Raw genomic sequence first — 24515 nt, 5'->3', positions numbered from 1 at the left:
GGCGAGGAATAAATGGCGTAGTACGTTTCGTACTCAGACCAAATCAATCTAAACGCCTCTCTGCGATCGGAAATCCAAAAAGTGTAACGATTGGGTTCTGTAGAACCCGGGAGTCGTCATCATGAAGTACCTCCATTCACTTCTGTTGCCACTCACCGCTGTCGGCGTGTTGATGTTTCCATCGATGTCGCCCGCCACCAGCCTTGATCCAATCGACAACTCTGGCGTACAGGTACAAAGCCAGGAGCAAAACGGCATCGCCTACTTGTCCGGCGGTATCGGCGAGGATGAGTCCAGGGCCATCCAGCGGACCACCGGCTACAACCTGCACATGACGTTCTCTGTCGGGACGCAAAATGAATACATTCCTGACGTGAAAGTGGTTATCCAGAAAGCCCCGGGGCAAACCGTGCTGGCGCTCAATGACGCCGGTCCGCTGGTTTACGTGAAGCTGCCCGCCGGTAAATACACGGTGATTGCGACGCGCAACGGTGAAACACGGCAGGACGTTGCCAATGTCGGCAGTGGCGCAGCCCGCAACCTGGTTTTTCACTGGAATGACGCGACTTAACGAGAGGCTCTGAACCAGGGATCGGACATAAACCCTGAATCATGCGATTCGGGGTTTTTCTTTTCAAAGCATGAGGTCCGCCGTCGTAATGCTGCCAATACCGACTACCTGAATGGCGAACTCGGCGGCGCTGTCCGCATCGGTGTTGCCGTAGAGCACTCCCCCTGCAAACTTCAACTGTCCGGCCGCACTGAAGGCAGCGGTACTGCCGATGATCGAGGCGAAGGCTTCATTGGTGGCCGTCGCCGTGTTGGCATCGAGCGTCGACAGATCAATCTTGTCGGCTCCCCGGGTGAAGTCGGTGATGATGTCCCAGGTGGCGCTGGTCAGCCCCGTTTCAGAGAGGGCATTGAAATCGAAGATATCGTTGCCGACGCCGCCGGTGAGACCATCCTTGCCCGTGCCGCCGATCAGGATGTCGTTCCCGCCCCCACCCAGCAATGTGTCATTGCCGGCGCCGCCGTTGAGCAGGTTGGCGGCGGCGTTGCCCGTGAGCCTGTCGTTGTAGTTGGAGCCCGTGAGGTTTTCGACGGCGATCAAGGTGTCGGCGCCAGAGCCACCGGTGGCCTGGGTCGTGGTCACGGCCAGGCTGGCGGTAACTGCACTGCCGGCATAGAGGTAGGAGGCGGTGTCGACGCCGGTGCTGCCATTGAGGACGTTGTTGCCAGCTCCGGCATAGAGGGTGTTGTCGAGGCTGTTACCCGTCAGGCTGGCGACTCCGGTGGCGAGGAGGCGACCACTCTCGACATTGGCGCCGAGGCTGTAGGCGCCGAGAAAGCTGTAGACCGTATCGCTGCCGCCGGTGCTGGTTGTCGCATTGGTTTCAATCACGACGTCGCCGGTGTTGTCGACGTAGTAGAGGTCGGAGCCATCGCCACCGATCAGGCGGTCGGCACCGGCGGCGCCGTTGAGGGTGTCGTTGCCCAGGCCACCATTGAGGGTATTGGCAAGCGAACTTCCGGTCAGTTTGTCGTGATAGTTGCTGCCCGTGAGATTCTCGAAGTTCAACAGGGTGTCAGCGCCAGAACCACCGGTGGCTTGCGCGGTGGTCAGCCCCAGGTTGGCCGTGACCGCAGCAGTGGCGAAGGCATAGGACAAGGTATCGATACCGGTGCTGCCATTGAGGACGTTGTTGCCGGCTCCGGCATAGAGGGTGTTGTTGAGGCTGTTGCCCGTCAGGGCGGCGATCCCGGCAGCGACGATGCTACCGTTCTCGACATTGGCACCGAGAGTGTAGGCGCTGAGATAGCTGTAGACCGTGTCGCTGCCGCCGGTGCTGGTCGTCGCATTGCTTTCAATCACGACATCGCCTGCGTTCTCGACGTGGTAGGCATCGGAACCATCACCGCCCGTCATCCGGTCCAGGCCTGTGCCTCCATCGAATACGTCATTGCCCGCACCACCGTCGAGCGTATCGTTACCGGCGCCACCGCTCAGCAGGTTGGCGGCAGCGTTGCCCGTGAGCCTGTCGTTGTAGTTGGAGCCCGTAAGGTTTTCGATGGCTAGCAGAGTGTCGGCGCCTGACCCGCCGGTGGCCTGGGCCGTGGTCACGGCCAGGCTGACGGCGACTGCGCTGGTGGCATAGAGGTAGGAGGCGCTGTCGATGCCGGTGCTGCCATTGAGGACGTTGTTGCCGACCCCGGCATAGAGGGTGTTGTTGAGGCTGTTGCCCGTAAGGTTGGCGGCCCCGGTCGAGAGGAGGCGACCTTGCTCGACATTGGCGCCGAGGGTATAGGCGCTGAGAAAACTGTAGACCGTGTCCTTGCCGCCGGTGCCGACCGAGGCATTGGTTTCAATCACGACATCGCCGATGTTGTCGACGTAGTAGAGGTCGGAACCATCGCCGCCAATCATCCTGTCGACGCCTGCGCCGCCATTCAGCACATCGTTGCCAGCGAATCCCGATAGCAGGTCATTGCCGGCCATTCCTGAGAAGTTGTCCGCGCCTCCCTGGCCAATCAGCACGTCGTGGCTTGTGCCTCCGATCAGGGTGTCCCCGCGGGAAGCGCCCAGAACGGCAACGCGATGCCCGATTGGTGCTGTGAAGGAGGCTGCTGTGTCGGTGCTTTGGACGGCGAAGGTCAGGTCGCTGTGCTGGAGAAAGATGCGTGCTTTCTCGATGGCCTTGCCGACGCTGCCGACGTTGCCACCGAGGTTTTTGATCAGGGCGGTTTGCAGGTCTTGCGCGAAAGTGTTGGTTCTGTTCCAGACCTGGCTATCATCCCAGCTGCCGCCCCCGCCAACGGCATCGATGCCGTGGTTGAGTTCGACAAGCGTGTCCGTGAGCCAGCCTTTCATCAGGCCCGATAGCGAATTGACGTTTTTGACTGGCGTTTGGAACTGACTCAGGGCGTTAAAGACGCCGGTAGGAATGTTGGGTTTGATGATCTCATTGACAATGACATTGGTCATTTCCCTGGTGATGCCGTCCAGCAACGCTGATATACCGACACCGGTATAAAATTTAACATCCTCGACAGGGATGTTCGGCAAGTCACTGGGCAGCAGGTTTGAAAGTTTCCACTCATTGGTTGTGTTGTTGACACTAAATGAAGGGGACTCGAAGTTAACGCCGGAGTCCACGCTTCCGGGTGGTTGTTGCCACTGAAGATCGTCAGGCACATAAAATTGCGGGTTGCTGGCGTTGGTTATCGAATTGGTCTGGATCAATTGCACCAGCGCGTCATAGACGCTGGTGGCCGGATTGAACTGGCTCAACAGGGCAATACCTTCGTCAACCGCGTCAGCGGGGATGGTGCCCATGGCAAGGATGCTGGCGAGTTCCGCAGGGTCCAGATTGGCCAGAAGATCGCCGATGGTCAGGCTGCTCAAGGTGTCTTTGAATTGCGCCAGTGCATCCAGCGCACCGTGGGGAGTGGTGTATTCGACCAGAACACCCAGCAAGGCATCGTTCTGGCTGGCTGTGCCCACATAGCTTGCGCTGCTGCCCAGGCCGAATGACTCATACAGCTGAGCCCGAGTGCTGATCGGGGGAAGGGTCAAACCGATACTGGTATAGAACTCGAACAGGGTAGTGGGCGTTGCCATGGGTCGAAGCTCCTTGGAAGGGCTGCTTGGACGTGTTCTTTGAACCTTTTCACCAGGCGGTCAAGTCGAGGGGCATGCCTCTGCAATGCCCCCCTCCTTTGGGTCAGACGATGAAGTCCGACGTTGCCAGGGTATTGATGCCGGTGATCTGAATGGCGAACTCGGCGGCGCTGTCTGCATCGGTATTGCCGTAGAGCACTCCCCCCGCAAACTTCAACTGTCCGGCCACACTGAAGGCAGCGGTACTGCCGATGACCGTGTGGAAGGCTTCATTGGTGGCCGTCGCCGTGTTGGCATCGAGCGTCGACAGATCAATCTTGTCGGCTCCCCGGGTGAAGTCGGTGATGATGTCCCAGGTGGCGCTGGTCAGCCCCGTTTCAGAGAGGGCATTGAAATCGAAGATATCGTTGCCGGCACCGCCAGTGAGAACATCCTTGCCCATACCGCCGACCAGGATGTCGCTCCCGCTCCCACCGTTGAGCAGGTTGGCGGCGGCGTTGCCCGTGAGTTTGTCGTTGTAGTTGGACCCGGTGAGGTTTTCGATGGCGACCAGGGTGTCGGCACCTGAGCCACCGGTGGCCTGGGCCGTGGTCACGGCCAGGCTGGCGCTGACGGCGCTGCTGGCATAGGCGTAGGAGACCGTGTCGACGCCGGTGCTGCCATTGAGGACGTTGTTGCCGGCTCCGGCATAGAGGGTGTTGTCGAGGTTGTTGCCCGTCAGGCTGGCGACCCCGGTGGCGAGGAGACGACCGCTCTCGACATTGGCGCCGAGGGTGTAGGCGCTGAGCGTGCTGAAGACCGTATCGCTGCCGCCGATGCTGGTTGTCGCATTGGTTTCAATGACGACGTCGCCGGTGTTGTCGACGTAGTAGATGTCAGACCCATCACCGCCCGTCATCCGGTCGAGGCCTGTGCCGCCGTCCAAAACGTCATTGCCCGCCCCACTGTCGAGCGTATCGTTACCGGCGCCACCGTTGAGCGTGTTGGGGGCGGCGTTGCCCGTGAGCCTGTCATTGTAGTTCGAGCCGGTGAGGCTCTCGAAATTCAACAGGGTGTCCGTGCCAGAACCACCGGTGGCTTGCGCGGTGGTCAGCCCCAGGTTGACCGTGACGGCCGCAGTGGTAAAGGCATAGGACAAGGTATCGGCCCCGATGCCGCCATCGAGGGCGTTGTTGCCGGCTCCGGCATAGAGGGTGTTGTTGAGGCTGTTGCCTGTCAGGGCGGCGACCCCGGTGGCGAGGATGCTACCGTTCTCGACATTGGCGCCGAGGGTGTAGGCGCTGAGATAGCTGTAGACCGTGTCGCTGCCGCCAGTGCTGGTCGTCGCATTGGTTTCAATCACGACATCGCCCGTGTTCTCGACGTGGTAGGCATCGGAACCATCGCCACCCGTCATCCGGTCCAGGCCTGTGCCACCATCGAACACGTCATTGCCCGCACCACCGTTGAGCGTATCGTTACCGGCGCCACCGCTCAGCAGGTTGGCGGCGGCGTCACCCGTGAGCGTGTCGTTGTAGTTGGAGCCCGCGAGGTTTTCGATAGCGATCAGGGTGTCGGCGCCGGACCCGCCAGTGGCCTGGGCCGTGGTCACGGCCAGGCTGACAGCGACTGCGCTGGTGGCATAGAGGTAGGAGGCGCTGTCGATGCCGGTGCTGCCATTGAGGACGTTGTTGCCGACCCCGGCATAGAGGGTGTTGTTGAGGCTGTTGCCCGTAAGGTTGGCGGCCCCGGTCGAGAGGAGGCGACCTTGCTCGACATTGGCGCCGAGGGTATAGGCGCTGAGAAAACTGTAGACCGTGTCCTTGCCGCCGATGCTGGCCGTGGCATTGGTTTCGCTGACGACGTCGCCGATGTTGTCGACGTAGTAGAGGTCGTCGCCGAGTCCGCCGATCAAGGTGTCCGCACCCGCCCCGCCGTTGAGGGAGTTGGCCGTATTGTCGCCGGTCAGAACATCGCCGAACCTGCTGCCGACGATGTTTTCGATGCTGACCAGATGGTCGGCAAAGTCGAAGATGGCTTCTTCCACGGAAGTGATGAAATCCCCGCCGCTGGTGACCAGAGGGTAAGGCACGTTGTCGAGCTGTGAAATGGCGCCCGTTGCATACCCAAGCCCGCTGACCAGGTTCACGACCACGCCGGTTTGGGCATTGGCATAACTGACGCTATCGCTGCCGGTACCGCCGTCGAGGGTTTCGCCTATGTAGTAATAGACATCAAAGCCGCCAATCGGATTGCCAAACTCATCGAATGTATGCCCGGCACTCGACCAGGTAAACGACGCCGAATATCCCCCTTCAGCCATCAGGGTATCGTTGCCGCCTCCTCCCAAGACAAGATCGAAGCCGACATTGCCGTCCAGGGTATTGGCATCCGCGTTGCCCGTCAGGGTGTCGTTGAGCTGACTGCCGGTCACCGACTCGATGTTTTTCAGGGTGTCCGTACCGGAGCCACCTGTGGCTTGTACGCCGGTGATGCCCAGATTGACGGTGACAGGGCCCGCATAGTGGTATGAAACGGTATCGAGGCCTGCGCCGCCGTCGAGAATATTGTTGCCGCTACCTGCATAAAGCACGTTGTTGAGAGCGTTGCCGGTCAGGTTGGCGCTTGCGGTCGAGAGAATGCGGCCATTCTCGATATTGGCGCCCAGGGTGTAGTTGGCGAGGGAGTGGGCGACCAGGTCAACGCCGCCCGTGCTGGTTTCGCTGACCACATCACCGACATTGTCGACGTAATAGGTGTCGGCCCCGTCGCCGCCCTGCATCACGTCGGCACCCGTGCCTCCGTCGAGGATATCGTCGCCACCGTAGCCCGCCAGGGTATTGGCGCCGCTGTTACCGGTGAGCCGATTATTCAGGTTGTTACCAAAGCCATTGATATTTTCGCTGCCAGTCAGCTCCAGGTTTTCCAGGCTGCTGCCCAGGGTATAGCTGTCCAGGCTGGACTTGACCAGATCGGTACCGCCACTGTCCTGAACGATTTGATCGACGTGGTAGTTGTAGAAAAAGCTTTCTCCGATAGCCGCTTCGGAGGCTAATCCCCCCGCGGATGCAAAGGAAAACCACTGGGTGACAAAGCTGCCGTTGGCGGTGTAGTAGCTGCCTTGGCCCCAATACAGTCCGGATGAGTCAGAAAAGTAGATAGCGTCGATTTGCAGCTGATCGGTACCCGGCCAGTGATTGAACATGGCGTAGGTGGGGCTTGTGAGGCCGGAAATTCCGGACACGGAAGTAAAGTCAGACTTCAGTTCGGCAATCTTGTCGAGAATATAGGTGTCGTTCCCGCTGCCGCCGTCCAGCGTGTCCAGGCCCGCACCACCGTCGAGAATGTCATCCCCCGCCTGGCCGGTAATGCTGTCGGGCTCACTTGTCCCGAGTAGAGCGTCGTTGCTCGTAGTGCCTGTTATCACGGCCATGTCTGATTTCCTTGATTCAGTGCAGCGAGTGGAAATCCACGCAGCTGCGTCATTTGTTGTTTTCTATGAATGGCGGGGGGTAAACCGCCGGGCACCCAGTTCGCAACCTTCAACTTACGGGTCGTACAGATAATGGGACTCATTGTAAGTAGCCATTTGCCATATTGCTTGCCCGGTCGTCGCCTCGCATGCGCTGTGTGCCGGGTTTCCGGGATGGCTTTCGTCCGATAAGGCAACCGCCAGAAAAACAAAAGGCTGCCCATGGCAGCCTTTTGTCATAACCGTACGATCACCCTCTATCAGGCAATCAGGTCGGTAGTTTGCAAGTTGCTCACACCCACCAACTGAATTTCGAATTCCGCGGCGGTGTCGGCGTCGGTGCTGCCGTAGAGAATGCCGCCGGCGAACCGTAGCTGCCCTGTGGCATTGCTGCTGAACGCGCTGGAGCCGATGAAACTGAACGCATCGTTGGCTGCCGTCGCCAGGTTGGCGTCCAGGGTCGAGAGGTCGATCTTGTCGCCTTCGCTGCTCTTGAAATCGCCAATGACATCGCGCAGGGCGGCGCCCAGGCCCATTTCATTCAAGGCATTGAAGTCGAATGTATCGGCCCCGGTGCCACCATAAAGCTTGTCCAGGCCCGTGCCGCCGATCAGCAGGTCGTTGCCGGCGCCACCGGTGAGTGTGTCATTGCCGGCACCGCCGTTGAGGGTATTGGCGAGCGCGTTACCGGTCAGCTTGTCGTGATAGTTACTGCCCGTGATGTTCTCGAAGTTCAACAGGGTGTCTGAACCGGAACCAACGGTGGCTTGCGTGGTGGTCAGCCCCAGGTTGGCGGTTACCGCCGCCGTGGCATAGGCGTAGGACAAGGTATCGATACCGGCGCCGCCATTGAGGACGTTGTTGCCGGCCCCGGCGTCGATGACGTTATTGAGGCTGTTACCGGTGCCGTTGGCAGTGCCGGTCGACAGCAGGCGCAGGTTCTCGACGTTGTCACCCAGGGTGTAGGCGCCGAGGAAGCTGTAAACGGTATCGATGCCACCCGTGCCGACGACGGCATTGGTTTCACTGACGACATCGCCGGCATTGTCGACGTAGTAGAGGTCGGAGCCATCGCCGCCGATCATGCGGTCGGCACCGGCGGCGCCGTTGAGTTGGTCGCTGCCCAGGCCGCCGCTGAGTGTGTTGGCGGCCGCGTTACCGGTCAGCTTGTCGTGATAGTTGCTGCCCGTGAGGTTCTCGAAGTTCAACAGGGTGTCTGTGCCAGAACCACCGGTGGCTTGTGCGGTGGTCAACCCCAGGTTGGCCGTGACCGCCGCCGTGGCATAGGCATAGGACAAGGTATCGATACCGGCGCCGCCATTGAGGACGTTGTTGCCGGCCCCGGCGTCGATGACGTTGTTGAGGCTGTTACCGGTGCCGTTGGCAGCGCCGGCCGACAGCAGGCGCAGGTTCTCGACATTGTCAGCCAGGGTGTAGGCACTGAGGTAGCTGAAAACGGTATCGATGCCACCGGTGACAGCATTGGTTTCGCTGACGACATCGCCGGTATTGTCGACGTAGTAGAGGTCGGAACCATCGCCGCCGATCATGCGGTCGGCACCGGCGCCGCCGTTGAGTTGGTCGCCGCCCAGGCCACCGCTGAGTGTATTGGCGGCTGCGTTACCGGTCAGTTTGTCGTGATAGTTGCTGCCCGTGAGGTTCTCGAAGTTCAACAGGGTGTCTGAACCGGAACCGCCGGTGGCTTGCGCAGTGGTCAGTCCCAGGTTGACCGTGACCGCTGCGGTGGCAAGGGCATAGGACAAGGTATCGACGCCGGTGCCGCCATTGAGGACGTTGTTGCCGGCGCCGGCTTCGATGATGTTGTTGAGGCCGTTACCGGTGCCGTTGGCAGCGCCGGTCGACAGCAGGCGCAGGTTCTCGACGTTGTCACCCAGGGTGTAGGCGTCGAGGTAGCTATAGACGCTATCGGTGCCGCCGGTGCTGGCCGTGGCGTTGGTTTCACTGACGATATCGCCGACATTGTCGACGTAGTAGATGTCAGAGCCTTCACCGCCCGTCATGCGGTCGACGCCACTGCCGCCATCGAGGGTGTCGTTGCCGGCTCCGCCATTGAGGGTGTCGTTGTCTGCGCCGCCGTAAAGGATATTGGCCAGGGCGTTGCCGGTCAGTGTGTCGGAATCATCAGTACCGATCACGCCCTCGATGGACACGAAAGTATCGTAGCCTTGATAGGAGTTATATTGTGAGCCGGTGTTGGACAGATCGACGCTGACGCCATAGTTGGAATAGGCATACGAAACAAAGTCGGTGCCCCCCGCGCCATTGAAAATATTGTTGTACGAGTTGCCGACAAAGGTGTTGTTCAGTGCGTTACCTGTGCCGTTGATACTGCTGTTACCAGTCAGGATCAGGTTCTCCAGGTTGTCACCGAGCGTATAGCTGATTTCTGACTGAACGACGTCGGTACCCTGGTTGGCAAGTTCGACAAGCGTATCCAGCGCATCCACGATATAGGTGTCGTCTCCCAGGCCACCCAAGAGCCTGTCGCTGCCCGCTGCGCCGTAGAGGACGTCATTTCCGGCATAGCCATTGATGATGTCATTGCCGGAAGAGCCATAGAGCGAGTCATTCCCGGCAGTGCCTTGCATGTTGTCATTGCCGGATGTACCGCTGACGATGCTGAATTTGTAGTAACCGGCTACCCCTGTGTTACCTGGCGTGGTTTCCAGCCCGAGAATGGCGGATTCATTGCCCGATTGCGGCAGTTCATACCAGGATGAGCCATCGCCAGTCGAGTAACCGGCACGGGCGACGGTTCCTCCCAGGCCAGCGGTGCCGCCACTGGCGCTACCGGTCGTCCAGTTGATGGTTTCATATCTGAAGATGACATCGAAGTTGCCGTTGCCCTTTCCAACCAGCTGGAGTTGGAATGCATTGAGCTTGTCTACCTTGCTGTTGTAGTAACCGACGTCATCCCAGGTAACGGTCAGCGTGCCATTGCCTGCGGTATTGAAGTCGTAATAGACCAGGTTGCTGCCCGTCGATGTGCCGCCCGACGTGGCGCCGACCGGTCCGCCACGGGTATCGACGTCGGCAAAGAAGGGCGCAATCATCGGCCTGCTGGAATCTTGCATGCCGTAGGGGGTATAGGTGGAAAGACCACTGCCAAATGTGATGTTTCCGTTGTTGTTTACGGAAATATCGGTGTAGTTGGTGCCGAAGAAATTGAGTCCGCTCGCCCCGAAAACAGTGCTGATATCGATGTAGGAGGTGTAGCTGTCATCGTTTCGAGTCAGCTGATTCTCCCCGAAACCCGCTGCACCACCCAGACCGTTTATCAAACTAGCCATATCAACACCCCTGTCGTTTGTTTAGAACTTTCTTGTCGGTTTGTTTTCGGGACAACCATGAAACATCGGATATGCAACATCTGGCCGATCAGGCAATCAGGTCGGCGGTTTGCAAGTTGCTGACACCCAGCAATTGAATTTCGAACTCCGCGGCGGTGTCGGCGTCGGTGCTGCCGTAGAGAATGCCGCCGGCAAACCGTAGCTGCCCTGTGGCATTGCTGCTGAATGCGCTGGAGCCAATGAAACTGAACGCGTCGTTCGCCGCCGTCGCCAGGTTGGCGTCCAGGGTCGAGAGGTCGATCTTGTCGCCCTCGCTGTGTTTGAAATCGCCAATGACATCGCGCAGGGCGGCGCCCAGGCCCATTTCATTCAAGGCATTGAAGTCGAATGTGTCGGCCCCGGCGCCGCCATAAAGTTTGTCCAGGCCCGTGCCGCCGATCAGCAGGTCGTTACCGACTCCACCGATGAGGGTGTCGTTGCCCGCTCCACCGGTCAGTGTGTCGTTGCCGGCACCGCCAGTGAGGGTGTTGGCAAGCGCATTGCCGGTCAGCTTGTCGTGATAGGCGCTGCCCGTGAGGTTCTCGAAGTTCAACAGGGTGTCCGTGCCAGAACCACCGGTGGCTTGCGCGGTGGTCAGCCCCAGGTTGACCGTGACCGCGGCGGAGGCATAGGCATAGGACAGCGTATCGACGCCGGCACCGCCATTGAGGATGTTGTTGCCAGCTCCGGCGTCGATGATGTTGTTGAGGCTGTTGCCGGTGCCATTGGCAGCGCCGGTCGACAGCAGGCGCAGGTTCTCGACGTTGTCGCCCAGGGTGTAGGCGCCGAGGAAGCTGTAGACGCTGTCGGTGCCGCCGGTGCTGGCGGTGGCATTGGTTTCGCTGACGATATCGCCGGTATTGTCGACGTAGTAGAGGTCGGAGCCATCGCCGCCGATCATGCGGTCGGCACCGGCGGCGCCGTTGAGCGAGTCATTGCCGACGCCACCGTTCAGGTGGTCGTTGGCGCGACCTCCTGTAAGCGCGTCGTTGCCCGCGCCGCCGTCGATGATCACGCTGCCGGCGCCGGTCCAGGTCAGGGTGTTGGCCAGTGCATCGCCTGTCAGGCTGGAAACCTTGTTGCCGTTCGCGTCGAAACGCTGGGTGTAAACGTCAACTTGGCCATTGACCACGGAGGACTCCCAGGCAACCACATAGCCGCCATCGGCCAATGTCGTCACCTGAGAGAACGATTGATTGCCGGTGGTGGATGTGTTGAGGCGGGTTTCGCTACCCACCTTGACGCCGCTGGCATTGAAGAGTTGGCAGAAGATGCCATTTACATCACCGGTGCCTTGGCCTGCCCAGGTCACCAGATAACCGCCATTGGTCATGGCGGTGACATTGGGTTCTTCCTGATTGCCTGCGGTGGTGGTGTTCACCCGGGTTTCCGCACCCACTTTTACGCCAGCGGCATTGAAAAGCTGCGCGTAGATGTCGGCAGGGGCATCGGTTTCGTCGTTGCCATCGCCATCGTCGGGAGCCGATTGCCAGGTGACGACATAGCTACCGTTGCTCAGAACCTTGACGACGGGGTCTGTCTGATCGTCCGTTACCCTGGTATTGATACGAATCTCTGCGCCCGACTTGCTGCCGTCGGCCTTGAACCGCTGACCGAAGATGCCACTTGTATCGTCTTTTCCGTTGCCCTCCCAAACCACCATCATGCCGCCATCGGCAAGGCCGGTGACGGTAGGGCCATCCTGGTCGTACTGAGTGGTGGTCGAGACGCGTGTTTCTACACCAACCTTCGCCCCGCTGGCGTTATAGCGCTGCAGGTAACCGCCCCAGCCGCTGCCGTCCTGGCCGTACGAAGACCAGGACACCACAAAACCGCCGTCATTGAGCGCGGTGATCTGCGCGCTGTCTTGCATGCCGGTTTTGGTCGTGTTGACGATGAACTCGCTTCCAACCTTGACGCCATTGGCGTTGTAGACCTGGGCGGCGATGTCCGACATATCGTCGAAAGTATCCGATTGCCAGGCGACCACGTAGCCACCGTTGGCCAATGCGGTAATGGTGGGATCTTCCTGCGCGCTGTTCGTAACCGCGTTGACGAGGGCTGGTCCGCCTACCTTCACGCCACTGGCGTTATAGCGTTGGGTGAAGATGTAATCGGTGGTGCTTGTTCCCTGGTCGCTCCACGCCACGATGTAACCACCATCTTTCAGGGCCGTGAGGGAGGGCTCGGAATGATAGCCAGTTGTAGAGTTGACGCGGATTTCGCCCAGGGTTGGCATTGCAAATTCCTTTTACGCAACGTGAAAACGGAAGTGGCTGGCAGTTTACCGCGCAAAACGATAGCGTCAAATTGCCATTATTTTGGCGATCAAGTTGGTGGTTTCAGGTTGCTTGCAAATGTTGCTGATGGCCTCAAAAGCTTCTGGACGTATCGCAGGAGCGCCGGAGCGGTGCAGGCTGAGTCGAGCCAAAGCCTTCACTGATTTTGCATGGCGCTCATCCAGAGCTCTTTCATTTTCACTCCAATGCAGCAGTCAGATAGTCTGTCCGAGCTTGATTGAAGCACGTTGGCGGAGTTCTGTAAGGGCGGTACGTGTAGAAGTCGCATCGGTCAATGTTGATAGGCACAAGGTCTCGCCATAAGCGCGATAGCCAGGATTGTCGTCACACACTGCAACCTCACAAAGTGGGGGATAATTTGTTTTAGCCCATACCTGGCTGTACCAGTTGTATGACTTCTCCAGAGGGACGACACACTGGAAAAAGTAAATACGCAACTCGCTTCGGCTTTGTTCCGCCGATTGTGCCGGCTCATTGTCTGTGCCGTTGCCTGTGTCACTACGCACCCATATGTCGATCAATAAGTCATCTTTCTGATGAAAATGAACGGGATCTTCCTGGCCGGTATTACGGAGCCACAGTACCGAAATATCGTTGAACGGCAAAAAGCGTTGCCCCACATTATTACTAGTGTCTATACCTTCCAGGTTGCGCGGTATGCGGTTACGGGGAACCTGATGATAATGATCTGCACTTAGTTCCTTTCGAATAAAGCCCAGTAATTCCAGGACCCGTTGTTGGTAGTCGGCCAGAAAACGATAAGCCTTGCGCACGTCCAGCAGTGCATCATCAATAGTTGTTGCGGTATTCAAGGTGTGAGGCTCCATTCTTTAACAGGAAAAGCAACGAAGGCGATACTGGGTACAGGCAATTGAGAGAGCGGATAGCTGAGTTCAGGTTGTTTCAAACAAGGTGTACTTGCCATTGGCTTGAAGTCGTAAAAAGGGAACGGGGTGATTTGAATTGATACGGGTTTCAATTGCCCTAGCCATCGCCGGGCCTGCGTACGTAGACCGTGCCACTCAAAAGTAGAGGCGATGTCATCAAGCAAACGTTGCAGTCCTGGCGAGGTATCTTTATCGGCATCAGCTATGGCTGCCTCCAGGGCTTGATACACCTGATGCCAGCTTCGACAAATCAGCTCGTAATCCGGGCCTGTCATGTCCAGTTCGCCATCAATCTGTGCCCTGAGCACCGCAGCAGTTTCCTGTGAGTAGTCTTGCAAACCGCCAATAGTGAGAAGCAGGGGGGCATTGCCTAAACGCCCGCACTCCCAGCCTGCCTTCAGTTCATTGGCTAGCTGTAGCGCGTACTGTTGGTTGCTGTCGTCGTAGCGCTTGGCTTCAATCAGCAAAGTGCGTTCGCTGCCATATAGCACCACATCAGGCTCAACACGCTTGCCGTCGAGCGACCATGATGGCCAGAATTCGATGAAGTCCAAGGTGCCGATCGGCTCCTCCACCTCCAGCAGGTGACTGAAAAATGTAGCTGAAACCGATTCTGGAAGGTAAGCCAGACGTTCAAATATTGTGGCTGTCAGAATATCTTCCGCACCCTCTGTACTACCCAGTATCAGCTGTTTACCTGCTACTCCGCTTCCGCGACGTTTTCCATTCAATATCGCTGCAAGCATTCTATCTCCTGTTTTATCTGAGCGCGCTGCGTCAAAAAACTCCGGACGGACCGCAGGAGCTCCGGGTGGGGCTGCAGATGGTGCTTTGGTGATTATCCAACTTTTGCAGATTTCCACTCTAGTCCGGGGTGATGTGTGTCAAGTATTGAGGCAAGTTTGGAAAAGGTGGTGATATCGTGGCGCCTGCCGGTCGCCAGATAGGCCGTCAGCTTATGACAGTTATTGTCGATCAGGTGATAGCCAGCGTCTGTCCCGACCACCTCTCGTGCACGTTTTGCAATTTCTGGGCTGGCTATGAGCCTGCCATTCGCACACGCCGCGTAGAGCGTAACCCCGGTTCTCAGTGTTGAAGCGTTGATAAAGGTTGTTATTGAGACTTTTCTGATGTTGCCATCCCCATTGCGCTCAACAATTTGATTTTGGCCTATATAAATTCCGGTGTGATCCAGCAGTCCAAGACCAAGATCGCAAGCCACAATACTTCCTGGAAGCAAGATGCATTGAGAGTCAAAGACTTCCTCGAGAATGGTGTTGATAGCGCTTCGTTCAGTTCTTCTTCTCTCGGCGTCGATTTTTTCCTGGTCTGGTCTTCTGACAACGGTGGGCGTGATGGTGGGGCTAATTAAAGTTTTGAACAGGCTCATTTTTTCAAGTCTCTCGTTGGCATGCTTAAGTGAACCTTCCAGAGATTCTATTCCAGTTGGTAGTACTGCGACTGGAGCTTGGTTGTAAATTCCGGCAGCAACTCCTTGAGGAAGCCGTAAGGGTTCTCGTCGAAGAAAAAAATGATGACCTCACTTTCTCGCACGCCCTTGTTTGAAAGCTTGCCGGGCTTCAGGTCGTAATGACCGCTGATATCAGAGGCCAGCTCGCGCAAAGCCTTTAGACGTTGCTTTTTATGAGCAACAACTTCGGGGCGGTCAACAGGGATGGCAGCGTACTGGTTGATTCGTAGATAGGTTCGCCCGGCACGGGAGTCTACTCTCCAGAATAATGTTTCGTTTGTGCCTTCGTAGTAGTCCTTGCGTCGACAAAAATCCAGCTGGGTCCAGGGTGACCCATTGATGTTGGAGCCCTTCTTGAATTTCAAAAACGGGTCGCTGCCCTTTAGTTGGTCGTAGAGCTCACCGATGAGGTACCGCTGACCTATCGCACTTTCAAATGCTGTTGGGCAAGAGATGGCCAAGCGCTGGAATACCTTTTCCTCTTTGGAAAGCCAGGCGTCTTTCAGGAATACACAGTACTGATGAATAAGTGGGTGAAATGGGGCTAAAAAACTGACTGCTTGATGAAAGTCATGCGCCGAGATGAGCTGATATCCCTCTAGGTTCTGACGTTCCCATGTGTCGATATAGCCGATTTTAAAGTAAATGTACTTGTCGCAATTCGGAAAACGCTCCCGATAGCGCTTGAGCTGATCAGAATGGAAGGTTGACGAGGTCTTGTTCTCAAACAGAATGCGGCGAGCCGTGTTGTTGACTTCAAAACTCAAAATTAAATCGACGTTGTCAGATTGAAGCACCGGTTCAACTTTTACGGGCGTTTCGTCTTCGGCAACGAGCCCCAGAGCGTGAAATACCTGAGAACGATAATCCGCGATGTCTGGGTTGACCTCCAATTCCTTGAAAAACCAGGCTAGAAAAGCATCCGTGCTGAGCTCCTTGGGCGCGTACATGAACAGATTATTCAACGTTACTTCCTTGTGTGGGAGGTGAGGGCAGGGCGCGCGGACTGTTATCCGCTGAGCTCGTCTTCTCCCAAGCTTACTGTATGCCGGATTTCCGGCTTGATCCTTTCTCTGCCTGATGACTCATGACGCCGATTCCATGGTTGCGCCAGGCAGGTGGTCCAAGTGGAGTGCAATTGCGCACAGGTGAAGGTTGGGTATGCCGTGTGACGTTCACTCGGCGACATTTCCACAAGAAGAGAAGGTGGCGGTCGACCCGAAAAGCACGATGGTGAGGAAAGGGGCAAAACTGTGGTGGGGCGCATTGGAGAGCGCGGTATCAATCCCCTTCTCAGGCTCCTGCAGGCGTCGCTGGGAATGGATGGATGATGCTCAGTATCTGGAGGAGGGTGGTGCTATCAATGCTTCAGGATCGAATCTGAGCGTCCCGCTGGAACTTGGCCCGCAAAGGGGCCGGCGACCATAAAATGACAGGCAATAAAAAAGCCCCAAGGAATCATCTTCACTTGGGGCTTTTCGGTATTTTGGTGCCCAGAGACGGAATCGAACCGCCGACACGGGGATTTTCAATCCCCTGCTCTACCGACTGAGCTATCTGGGCAACGGGGCGCATTAAACGGGTTTTTCAGGGGGTCGTCAAGCAAGTTTTCAAAAAAATTTTAATTATTACCGTCGCTTACGTTCCGACCCCCGATAAATCGGGGTTATTCCGACGGCGGCACGTAGCCTTCGGCCTTGGCGTAATCCTCGCCGGAGAAGTACTTGTCCATCTCGCCCTGCAGATATTTGCGATCTTCGGCGTTCATCATGTTCAGGCGTTTTTCGTTGATGAGCAGGGTCTGGTGCTTCTGCCAGTCGGCCCAGGCCTTTTGCGAGACGTGGTCAAAAATGTCCTGGCCTTTGGCGCCAGGGAAGGGCGCGCGCTCCAGGCCTGGCAATTCTTCTTTGTACTTGCGGCACATGATGGTGCGGGTCATGACGACTCTCCTGCGTTCAATACGGCGGCCGCGCGTTCGAGCAAGGTTTTGACCGGGGCGGCGAGGCCCAGGCGCGGCGGGGTGGCGAGGTTATACCAGAGCCAGTCGGCCTCGGCCATGTGATGGCCGATCTCCTGGACCTGAACCAGCCAGGGTTCGATGGATAACTGAAAATGGCTGAAGGTGTGCACCAGGCTTGGCAATGCCTGTTGTGCGCCCAGTTCCAGCGAGTGCTGCGTTGCCAGATGTTCCAGGTCGTCGAGGCCGTCGAGTTCCGGCAGGCTCCACAAGCCGCCCCACAGGCCCGTGGAAGGGCGACGGTAAAGCAGAATGGCGCCCTCGGCGTTGGCGAGCATCGGCATCAGCGTGCGCTTCTGTGGGATGGCTTTGCGCGGCTTGGGGATCGGATAACGGGTTTCCAGGCCGAGCATGTGCGCCTCACAGCCTTTTTCCAGGGGGCAGAGCAGGCAACTCGGTTTGCTGCGGGTGCAGAGCGTGGCACCGAGGTCCATCATCGCCTGGGTGTAGGCGTTCACTCGGTCGTGTGGTGTAAAGCGCTCAGCGCTGGCCCAAAGCTGTTTGGCCACCTTCGGCTCGCCGGGGTAGCCCTCTTGTGCGGTAAAGCGCGCCAGGACGCGTTTGACGTTGCCGTCGAGGATCGGCGCGCGCAGGCCCATGCTGATGCTGGCAATGGCGCCAGCGGTGGACAGGCCGATGCCCGGCAAGTCAGTGAGTTTTTCCACGTCCCGGGGAAATTCGCCGCCGTACTGCTCGACGACGATTTTCGCGGCCTTCTGCAAGTTGCGCGCGCGGGTGTAGTAACCCAGGCCCGTCCACAGGTGCAGCACTTCGTCCTCCGGCGCCGCCGCCAGGGCCTCGACCGTTGGCAGCGAGGCCATGAAACGGTCGAAGTAGTTCAGCACGGTGCTGACCTGGGTTTGCTGGAGCATGATTTCCGAGACCCACACCCGATACGGGTTGATGTCCTGCTGCCAGGGTAGATCGTGACGGCCGTGGCGGTCGAACCAGTCCAGCACCGCCGTTGAAAACTGCTCGGCTTTCATCGCTTGAACAGGTCCTTGAGCGCGTCTTTCAGTTTCGGGTCGACTTTGTCGCCCCATTTTTCTTCGATTTTTTCGCTGATCCTGTCGCCGGCCAGTTTGGACGCCACCTGGCTCATGCGGTCGTTATCCACCCGGCAAGCCTTGGCGCCCAGTTCCAGCGGGCCGCGGCAGCGCAGTGGCCACTCGATGCCGACAAACTTGTCGCCGACCTGGCAGGCCGGGTCCGGCATGGCGCTGGTGTCGCCTTCGACGATAATGCCGACGCGGTAATCCATGCCCAGCACCCGCAGATCGATGTCACCGTTGCCGTTGACGGTCATGCCCGGGATGCGCACTTTGAGGTCGGGGTTGCTGGCCACGCCATTACGCAAGGTCAGGTTACCCTTGAGCTCCTGGAACGGTGTGTCCTTGCCCCGTGGCTCGCCGCTGAGGGTTTTGCGGTTGAGCGTGGCGATGCCTTTGCACAGCTGTTGCTCAAGGTTGGCGTTGAGCAGCACGCCATTGTTGATGACGATACTGGCGTTGCCGTTGAGGGTCTCGATCAACGCTTTCTGGCTGTTGCCGTTGCCGGTCAGGCTGCTGTTGAGGGTGACCAGGCCCTTGACCGGTGGATTCTTGCCCTGGCTTTCGAGGATTTTTTCTGCCGGTACCCGGCTGATCTTCGTCTGCAGATTCAGCGCCGGCACCGCCTGGCGCACATCGAGCGTGCCGGTGCTTTCGAAGTTGCCCTCGTACAGATCGCCGCGCAGGTTGGCCAGGGTCAGCAGGCCGCCCTGGCCGGTGGCCTTGAGCGCTGCGTTGTGGATCGGCAATTTTTCCAGGGTCAGCTGGCCGAAGGTCAGGTCGGCATCCACATCGAGCTTGCTCAAGCGTTCCACTGGCAACAGGCGTTCATTGCTCCACGCGTCCTTGGTCGGTGCGGGTGGCAGTGGTGTGCTGCCGGCGGCGGCCATGGCATCGGCTTCGGTGCTGGCGACTTCGGCCTGGCGAACCTGCGTGGCGCTATTGGCCTCGGCGGACTTTGGCGGCAGGTAACGGTCGACGTTGAAGGTGTCGGCCTTGAGCACGGCGCGTAGCGATTGCTTGGCGAAGTCCTCGACGGCAATGCGGCCGCTGAAGGTGCTGTCGTCGACTTTCAGGTTGAGGTTGTCGAGCACCAGGCTGGTCGGTGTCGCTGCCAGTCGGCTGACCAGCTCGACTTTGCTCAGGCTGCCCTCGGCCATGGCCGGGAGTTTCTGGCCAATGCTGTCGACGAATTTCGCCAGGTCGAACTGGGCAATCGAGATACCGCCGCTGACTTGTGGCGTTTTGTCGAGGTCGTTGACCTTCAGTTCGCCCAGTGCCCGCAATTGGTTGGCGGAGATCTTGATACCGGTCCACTCGGCAACGTTGGCGGCCTTGTCCAGCACCAGTTGGCCCTGGGCGGAGAAGGTCATGCTCTTGCCTTGAAGCGGGTCGCCGGTCACTTCGCCGGACAATTTCATGTCTTCGAACTGATAGCGCTGCAGTGCACGTGCGATGCGCAGTTCGCCATTGAGCTCGGTGCGCACTCGCAATGCAGGCTGGTTGGCTGACAGGAACGCCGTGAGCTTGAGCGGGATGTTGACGGAGTCGTGAACCGCACCGGTGCTCAACTGAATACTTTCGGCGCTGAAGCTCTTGCCGGTTCGTTCGTCGGTGTATTCAACCCGCGCGTTGTTCACGGTCAGGCTGTCGATGTCCAGGCGGATCGGCTGGGGCGTTTTTTCCGCCGCGACGCTGGCGTCGGGCGCAGGTTCGCTGGCGGCTGGCGGGGTGCCGGGCGCGACGGTGCCGGCCGTTGCAGCAGGCAGCTTGCCGATGTCCTCCCAATTGCCGTGACCGTCCTTGTCGCGGTTCAGGCGCAGGTTCAGGCCTTCCACGCGCACGTCGCTCATCTGTACTTCACGACGCAGCAGCGGCAGTACGCGCACCGACAGACCGAGCATCTGCAAGTCGGCGTACGGTTCGGTCGGTTTGACCATGGTCGCGACACTGGCGTCGTGCAGTTCCAGGCCCAGCCACGGGAACAGGCTCCAGCCGATATCGCCATTGAGCGTCAGCTCGATGTGGGCCTTGTCGCGGGCAATCTGGCGAATCTCGTCTTTGTAGTCGTTGGGATCGAAGAGGTGGGTCAGGGCAAAGCCCAATGCCACAATGATCAGCAACAGCCCGAGAAGTACCAGACCCAGGATTTTGCCGAACGCTTTCATGGGCGAGTCCTTGTAGTTAATCGAATTCAAAATTTAGCCGAGGAGTATAGCGCTCCGCAGCGGACGACCGGTCGCTGATCACGCCGGCAATACATCCAGCGGCAGTTTCAGCTTGGCGGCCAGTGCCTGGGCCTCCAGATGCCCGGCAGGCGCCAGCAGGCGCAGTGTCTTGCCCGATTGCGCGGCCATTTTCCGGGCTTCGGCCACCAGTCGCTCGGCAACGCCACGGCGGCGGGTAATTTTTCGCACACATAGGTGTGACAAATGCCAGGCGTCTTGGTGCCTTTGCAAGCGGGCTGCGCCCAGCAGGCGATCATTGAAGCGTCCGGCGATCAGGGTGTCGTCGTGCAAACAGTCTTCGATCAACTGCGATTGCCCGGAAAAAGGGGCGAACAGCCAGTCCGGCGCGTCGTGGTAGATCTTCTGCAGATCCTGCCGATCCTGGGCAGTGGCTTGGTTCAGCGGCTCGACAATGATCGGCATGGTGATTCCTGTGAGGTCATGAAGCGATGGAGATCAGATGACTTGCAAAACGTGATGTCAGTTTGGTTTTTGGGTCACTTGCAGATGGTAACCTTTGCCCGTTCGTCCGTCCTTCTGCGACCTGTTGTCGCACACCAATGTGCTCCATCGAAAAAACGGTCATGCCTGCGTGCATAGAGGCCGGGTGTGAGCCATGGCTGGCGAACCCTACTGACAATTGGGGGATACACAATGACCACGAGCATCACGGCGGACGGCTTGAGTGCCGACCAGCCTGCGTTCCTGTCCAAGGAGCGGATCATCGCCAGGCCCGGTTTCAACCGTTGGCTGGTACCACCGGCTGCCTTGGCCATCCATCTGTGCATCGGCATGGCCTACGGCTTTTCGGTGTTCTGGTTGCCGCTGTCCAAGGCGCTGGGCATCACTGCTGCGGTGGCCTGCGCGCCAGACATGAGTTTTATCGCACAGGTCTTTTCGTCCCAGTGCGACTGGCCGATCTCGATGCTCGGCTGGATCTACACCCTGTTCTTCATCTTCCTGGGTTGTTCGGCGGCCATCTGGGGTGGCTGGCTGGAACATGCCGGGCCGCGCAAGGCCGGTGTCGTATCGGCGCTGTGCTGGTGCGGTGGCCTGCTGATTTCGGCGCTGGGGGTGTATACCCACCAGATCTGGCTGATGTGGATCGGCTCCGGGGTCATTGGCGGTATCGGCCTGGGGCTGGGCTACATCTCGCCGGTGTCGACCCTGATCAAGTGGTTCCCAGACAAGCGCGGCATGGCCACCGGCATGGCAATCATGGGCTTCGGCGGCGGCGCGATGGTCGGCGCTCCATTGGCGGCGGCGCTGATGGGGCATTTCGCCTCGCCTACCAGCGTTGGTGTGTGGCAAAGCTTCCTGGTGATGGCCGCGATCTACTTCGTGTTCATGATCGGAGGTGCGCTGTCCTATCGCGTGCCGCCAACCGGGTGGAAGCCCGAGGGCTGGACCGCTCCGGCGAAAAAAGCCTCGAACGCCATGATCACCCATCGTCATGTCCACGTGAATGTGGCCTGGAAAACCCCGCAGTTCCGCCTGGTCTGGCTGGTGCTGTGCCTGAACGTATCGGCCGGTATCGGCATCCTTGGCATGGCATCGCCACTGTTGCAGGAGGTGTTCGGTGGCAAGTTGCTGGGCAATGACCTGGCGTTCGGCCAACTCGACGCTTCGCAGTTGGCTTCGATCGCCGCCATCGCTGCCGGGTTCACCGGTTTGCTCAGCTTGTTCAACATCGGCGGGCGTTTCTTCTGGGCCTCGTTCTCGGATTACCTGGGTCGCAAAAACACTTATTTCGTGTTCTTCGCCCTGGGCTTTGCCCTGTACGGCCTGATTCCGAACCTCGGCCACCTGGGTAGCGTGGCGCTGTTCGTCGCAGCGTTCTGCATCATCCTGTCGATGTACGGCGGTGGTTTCGCGACCGTTCCGGCGTATCTGGCGGATCTGTTCGGTACGCAAATGGTCGGTGCGATCCACGGTCGCCTGCTGACGGCGTGGGCGGCTGCCGGTGTGCTCGGTCCGGTGCTGGTGAACTACCTGCGTGAGTATCAGCTGAGCATTGGCGTCGAGCGCGCAGCGGCCTACGACATCACCCTGTACATCCTCGCCGGCCTGTTGGTGCTGGGCTTCCTGTGCAATCTGCTGGTGCGTCCGGTGGCGGACAAGTACTTCATGACCGACGCCGAACTGGCCGCCGAGCAGGCGCTGGGTCATGACAAAGGCACTGACGGCAGTACCGTGCTGGAGTGGAAAGCCGCGCCGGGCACCAGGCCGCTGGCGATTGCAGCGTGGCTGGTGGTGGGTATTCCGCTGGCGTGGGGAGTGTGGGTGACCCTGCAGAAGACGGCGGTACTTTTTCACTAAGGGACTGGCCTGAAAACTCTCAGGCCGACACCCAACCTGTGGGAGCGAGCCCGCTCGCGAAGAGGGAGTGTCAGTCGACATAAGTGTTGGCTGGGCCACCGCTTTCGCGAGCAGGCTCGCTCCCACATATTGTTTTGCGGTGTACCAAATGGCTTGTATGGACATGTCTATCGGTCGCGGCGCCGAATTCACTCCGTCAGCGATATCACCTCCCGTGTTTCTGTTTGGCGCCCGCACGCCTATAATGACTGCCTTTTTCGCCCAATGATTTTGCGGAGCTGGTGATGGCCGAACGTATGGCGTCTGTCGAGCGCGACACTCTGGAAACCCAGATCAAAGCCTCGATCAACCTCGATGGCACCGGAAAGGCCCGATTTGATATCGGTGTTCCTTTTCTTGAGCACATGCTGGACCAGATCGCCCGTCACGGGCTGATCGACCTGGATATTGTCAGCAAGGGCGACCTGCATATCGATGACCACCATACCGTGGAAGACGTCGGTATCACCCTCGGCCAGGCTTTCACCAAGGCTATCGGCGACAAGAAGGGCATCCGTCGCTACGGTCACGCCTACGTGCCGCTCGATGAAGCGCTGTCGCGCGTGGTGATCGATTTCTCCGGCCGTCCGGGCCTGCAGATGCATGTTCCGTACACCCGTGCCACCGTCGGCGGCTTCGACGTTGACCTGTTCCAGGAGTTCTTCCAGGGCTTCGTCAACCACGCCAACGTTACCCTGCACATCGACAATCTGCGTGGGCACAACACCCACCACCAGATCGAAACCGTGTTCAAGGCTTTCGGCCGCGCCCTGCGCATGGCCGTGGAGCTCGATGAGCGCATGGCCGGGCAAATGCCTTCGACCAAGGGCGTCCTGTAATGCAGACAGTCGCGGTTATCGACTACGGCATGGGCAACCTGCACTCGGTGGCCAAGGCCCTCGAGCACGTGGGTGCAGGCAAGGTGCTGATCACCAGCGATGCCAACGTGATTCGCGAAGCCGACCGGGTGGTTTTCCCCGGCGTTGGCGCGATCCGCGATTGCATGGCGGAGATCCGTCGTCTCGGCTTCGATTCGCTGGTACGTGAAGTCAGCCAGGACCGTCCGTTCCTTGGCATCTGCGTGGGCATGCAAGCCTTGCTCGACACCAGCGAAGAGAACGACGGCGTCGACTGCATCGGCCTGTTTCCGGGCCAGGTGAAGTTCTTCGGCAAGAATCTGGTCGAGGACGGTGAACACCTGAAAGTCCCGCACATGGGCTGGAACGAAGTGAAGCAGAAGGTGAGTCACCCGCTGTGGCACGACATTCCTGACCTGGCACGGTTCTACTTCGTGCACAGCTACTACATCGCTGCCGCCAATGCGCGCCAGGTGGTGGGCAGCGGTCACTACGGTGTCGATTTCGCCGCGGCGCTGGCCGAAGGCTCGCGTTTCGCCGTGCAGTTCCACCCGGAGAAAAGCCATACCCACGGCCTGCAATTGCTGCAGAACTTCGCTGCGTGGGACGGTCGTTGGTAAATGGCCGTCAAGAAATCCAGGCCGCCCATTCTCACGCTCACCCCTGAGCAAGAGAGCGAGGCCAATCGCAAGATCAAGCGTTTCATGGAAGACCGCTTTGAACTCGATCTCGGCTCGTTCGAGGCGGCGGAGATTCTTGAGCTGTTTACCCGTGAAATTGCTCCGCACTATTACAACAGGGCGATTTTCGATGTGCAGGCGCACCTCAAAGAGAGGTTCGAAAGCATCGAAAGCGACCTGTGGGCGCTCGAGAAAGAATAGGAGCAGCTTCAAGCCGCAAGCTTCAAGCTGCAAGAATTGGTACACCG

At 58.7% G+C, this 24515-nt stretch carries 17 protein-coding genes and 1 tRNA gene; 5 read left to right on the top strand and 13 right to left on the bottom strand.

The annotated features are described in order from the left end of the window. Positions 1 to 121: 121 nt before the first annotated feature. Positions 122 to 571 carry a hypothetical protein gene (locus CAG47_RS14400; RefSeq protein WP_085725526.1) on the top strand — a complete coding sequence of 150 codons (450 nt, stop codon included), beginning with the start codon at positions 122 to 124 and terminating at the stop codon, positions 569 to 571. Positions 572 to 634: 63 nt separating this feature from the next. Here CAG47_RS14400 and CAG47_RS14395 read toward each other — a convergent pair whose 3' ends face one another. The 13 genes from CAG47_RS14395 to panM all read right to left on the bottom strand — a co-directional run bounded on the left by CAG47_RS14395 (position 635) and on the right by panM (position 20795). Continuing rightward, a complete protein-coding gene (locus CAG47_RS14395) occupies positions 635 to 3619 on the bottom strand; it encodes an S-layer family protein (protein ID WP_085725525.1) in 2985 nt (994 codons plus the stop codon). A 103-nt stretch (positions 3620 to 3722) separates the two neighbouring features. Further along, positions 3723 to 7031 carry a calcium-binding protein gene (locus CAG47_RS14390; protein WP_085725524.1) on the bottom strand — a complete coding sequence of 1103 codons (3309 nt, stop codon included), beginning with the start codon at positions 7029 to 7031 and terminating at the stop codon, positions 3723 to 3725. Positions 7032 to 7330: 299 nt separating this feature from the next. Next, positions 7331 to 10381: an S-layer family protein gene (locus CAG47_RS14385; protein ID WP_085725523.1), complete on the bottom strand. Its 3051-nt coding sequence runs from the start codon at positions 10379 to 10381 to the stop codon at positions 7331 to 7333. A gap of 88 nt (positions 10382 to 10469) precedes the next feature. After that, entirely contained in the window at positions 10470 to 12659 is a 2190-nt protein-coding gene (locus CAG47_RS29370; RefSeq protein WP_085725522.1) for a calcium-binding protein, read from the bottom strand. Positions 12660 to 12914: 255 nt separating this feature from the next. After that, positions 12915 to 13532: a hypothetical protein gene (locus CAG47_RS14375; protein ID WP_085725521.1), complete on the bottom strand. Its 618-nt coding sequence runs from the start codon at positions 13530 to 13532 to the stop codon at positions 12915 to 12917. Then, positions 13529 to 14353, bottom strand: coding sequence for a hypothetical protein (locus CAG47_RS14370; RefSeq protein WP_085725520.1), 825 nt, complete (start codon positions 14351 to 14353; stop codon positions 13529 to 13531). The genes CAG47_RS14375 and CAG47_RS14370 overlap by 4 nt, the downstream gene beginning before the upstream one ends. Before the next feature lie 92 nt (positions 14354 to 14445). Next, positions 14446 to 14997, bottom strand: coding sequence for a lecithin retinol acyltransferase family protein (locus CAG47_RS14365; protein WP_085725519.1), 552 nt, complete (start codon positions 14995 to 14997; stop codon positions 14446 to 14448). 47 nt (positions 14998 to 15044) lie between these two features. Further along, on the bottom strand, positions 15045 to 16043 hold the full coding sequence (locus CAG47_RS14360) for a hypothetical protein (protein WP_085725518.1): 999 nt from the start codon (positions 16041 to 16043) through the stop codon (positions 15045 to 15047). A gap of 522 nt (positions 16044 to 16565) precedes the next feature. Then, positions 16566 to 16641: transfer RNA gene (locus CAG47_RS14355), tRNA-Phe, on the bottom strand. A 103-nt stretch (positions 16642 to 16744) separates the two neighbouring features. After that, a complete protein-coding gene (locus CAG47_RS14350) occupies positions 16745 to 17017 on the bottom strand; it encodes an oxidative damage protection protein (RefSeq protein WP_007989188.1) in 273 nt (90 codons plus the stop codon). After that, positions 17014 to 18081: an A/G-specific adenine glycosylase gene (mutY, locus tag CAG47_RS14345; RefSeq protein ID WP_085725517.1), complete on the bottom strand. Its 1068-nt coding sequence runs from the start codon at positions 18079 to 18081 to the stop codon at positions 17014 to 17016. Before mutY ends, CAG47_RS14350 begins: the two co-directional genes overlap by 4 nt. Next, positions 18078 to 20312 carry an AsmA family protein gene (locus CAG47_RS14340; protein WP_085725516.1) on the bottom strand — a complete coding sequence of 745 codons (2235 nt, stop codon included), beginning with the start codon at positions 20310 to 20312 and terminating at the stop codon, positions 18078 to 18080. The genes mutY and CAG47_RS14340 overlap by 4 nt, the downstream gene beginning before the upstream one ends. Positions 20313 to 20390: 78 nt before the next feature. Continuing rightward, positions 20391 to 20795 (bottom strand): aspartate 1-decarboxylase autocleavage activator PanM, encoded by a 405-nt coding sequence (gene panM / locus CAG47_RS14335; RefSeq protein ID WP_085725515.1) that lies wholly within the window; start codon positions 20793 to 20795, stop codon positions 20391 to 20393. Between the two features lie 231 nt (positions 20796 to 21026). Here panM and CAG47_RS14330 point away from each other — a divergent pair, with 231 nt between their 5' ends. The 4 genes from CAG47_RS14330 (at position 21027) to CAG47_RS14315 (ending at position 24468) form a co-directional block, all read left to right on the top strand. Next, positions 21027 to 22691 carry an OFA family MFS transporter gene (locus CAG47_RS14330; protein ID WP_085725514.1) on the top strand — a complete coding sequence of 555 codons (1665 nt, stop codon included), beginning with the start codon at positions 21027 to 21029 and terminating at the stop codon, positions 22689 to 22691. A gap of 284 nt (positions 22692 to 22975) precedes the next feature. Continuing rightward, a complete protein-coding gene (hisB, locus tag CAG47_RS14325; RefSeq protein ID WP_085725513.1) occupies positions 22976 to 23569 on the top strand; it encodes an imidazoleglycerol-phosphate dehydratase HisB in 594 nt (197 codons plus the stop codon). Then, positions 23569 to 24207, top strand: coding sequence for an imidazole glycerol phosphate synthase subunit HisH (gene hisH, locus CAG47_RS14320; protein ID WP_085725512.1), 639 nt, complete (start codon positions 23569 to 23571; stop codon positions 24205 to 24207). The genes hisB and hisH overlap by 1 nt, the downstream gene beginning before the upstream one ends. Beyond that, complete coding sequence (locus CAG47_RS14315) at positions 24208 to 24468, top strand: DUF2164 domain-containing protein (protein ID WP_085725511.1); 261 nt, start codon at positions 24208 to 24210, stop codon at positions 24466 to 24468. It abuts the gene before it with no gap. Positions 24469 to 24515 lie beyond the last annotated feature (47 nt).

The organism is Pseudomonas sp. R37(2017), assembly GCF_002113375.1.
Lineage (GTDB): Bacteria > Pseudomonadota > Gammaproteobacteria > Pseudomonadales > Pseudomonadaceae > Aquipseudomonas.
Note: the sequence above shows the minus strand (reverse complement) of the source record. Positions and strands in the feature narration are given on the sequence as shown.

Coding starts and splice junctions, on each gene's coding strand:
- CAG47_RS14400 (WP_085725526.1), top strand. CDS start 122: ATGAAGTACCTCCATTCACTTCTGTTGCCACTCACCGCTGTCGGCGTG.
- CAG47_RS14395 (WP_085725525.1), bottom strand. CDS start 3,619: ATGGCAACGCCCACTACCCTGTTCGAGTTCTATACCAGTATCGGTTTG.
- CAG47_RS14390 (WP_085725524.1), bottom strand. CDS start 7,031: ATGGCCGTGATAACAGGCACTACGAGCAACGACGCTCTACTCGGGACA.
- CAG47_RS14385 (WP_085725523.1), bottom strand. CDS start 10,381: ATGGCTAGTTTGATAAACGGTCTGGGTGGTGCAGCGGGTTTCGGGGAG.
- CAG47_RS29370 (WP_085725522.1), bottom strand. CDS start 12,659: ATGCCAACCCTGGGCGAAATCCGCGTCAACTCTACAACTGGCTATCAT.
- CAG47_RS14370 (WP_085725520.1), bottom strand. CDS start 14,353: ATGCTTGCAGCGATATTGAATGGAAAACGTCGCGGAAGCGGAGTAGCA.
- CAG47_RS14365 (WP_085725519.1), bottom strand. CDS start 14,997: ATGAGCCTGTTCAAAACTTTAATTAGCCCCACCATCACGCCCACCGTT.
- CAG47_RS14350 (WP_007989188.1), bottom strand. CDS start 17,017: ATGACCCGCACCATCATGTGCCGCAAGTACAAAGAAGAATTGCCAGGC.
- mutY (WP_085725517.1), bottom strand. CDS start 18,081: ATGAAAGCCGAGCAGTTTTCAACGGCGGTGCTGGACTGGTTCGACCGC.
- CAG47_RS14340 (WP_085725516.1), bottom strand. CDS start 20,312: ATGAAAGCGTTCGGCAAAATCCTGGGTCTGGTACTTCTCGGGCTGTTG.
- panM (WP_085725515.1), bottom strand. CDS start 20,795: ATGCCGATCATTGTCGAGCCGCTGAACCAAGCCACTGCCCAGGATCGG.
- CAG47_RS14330 (WP_085725514.1), top strand. CDS start 21,027: ATGACCACGAGCATCACGGCGGACGGCTTGAGTGCCGACCAGCCTGCG.
- hisB (WP_085725513.1), top strand. CDS start 22,976: ATGGCCGAACGTATGGCGTCTGTCGAGCGCGACACTCTGGAAACCCAG.
- hisH (WP_085725512.1), top strand. CDS start 23,569: ATGCAGACAGTCGCGGTTATCGACTACGGCATGGGCAACCTGCACTCG.
- CAG47_RS14315 (WP_085725511.1), top strand. CDS start 24,208: ATGGCCGTCAAGAAATCCAGGCCGCCCATTCTCACGCTCACCCCTGAG.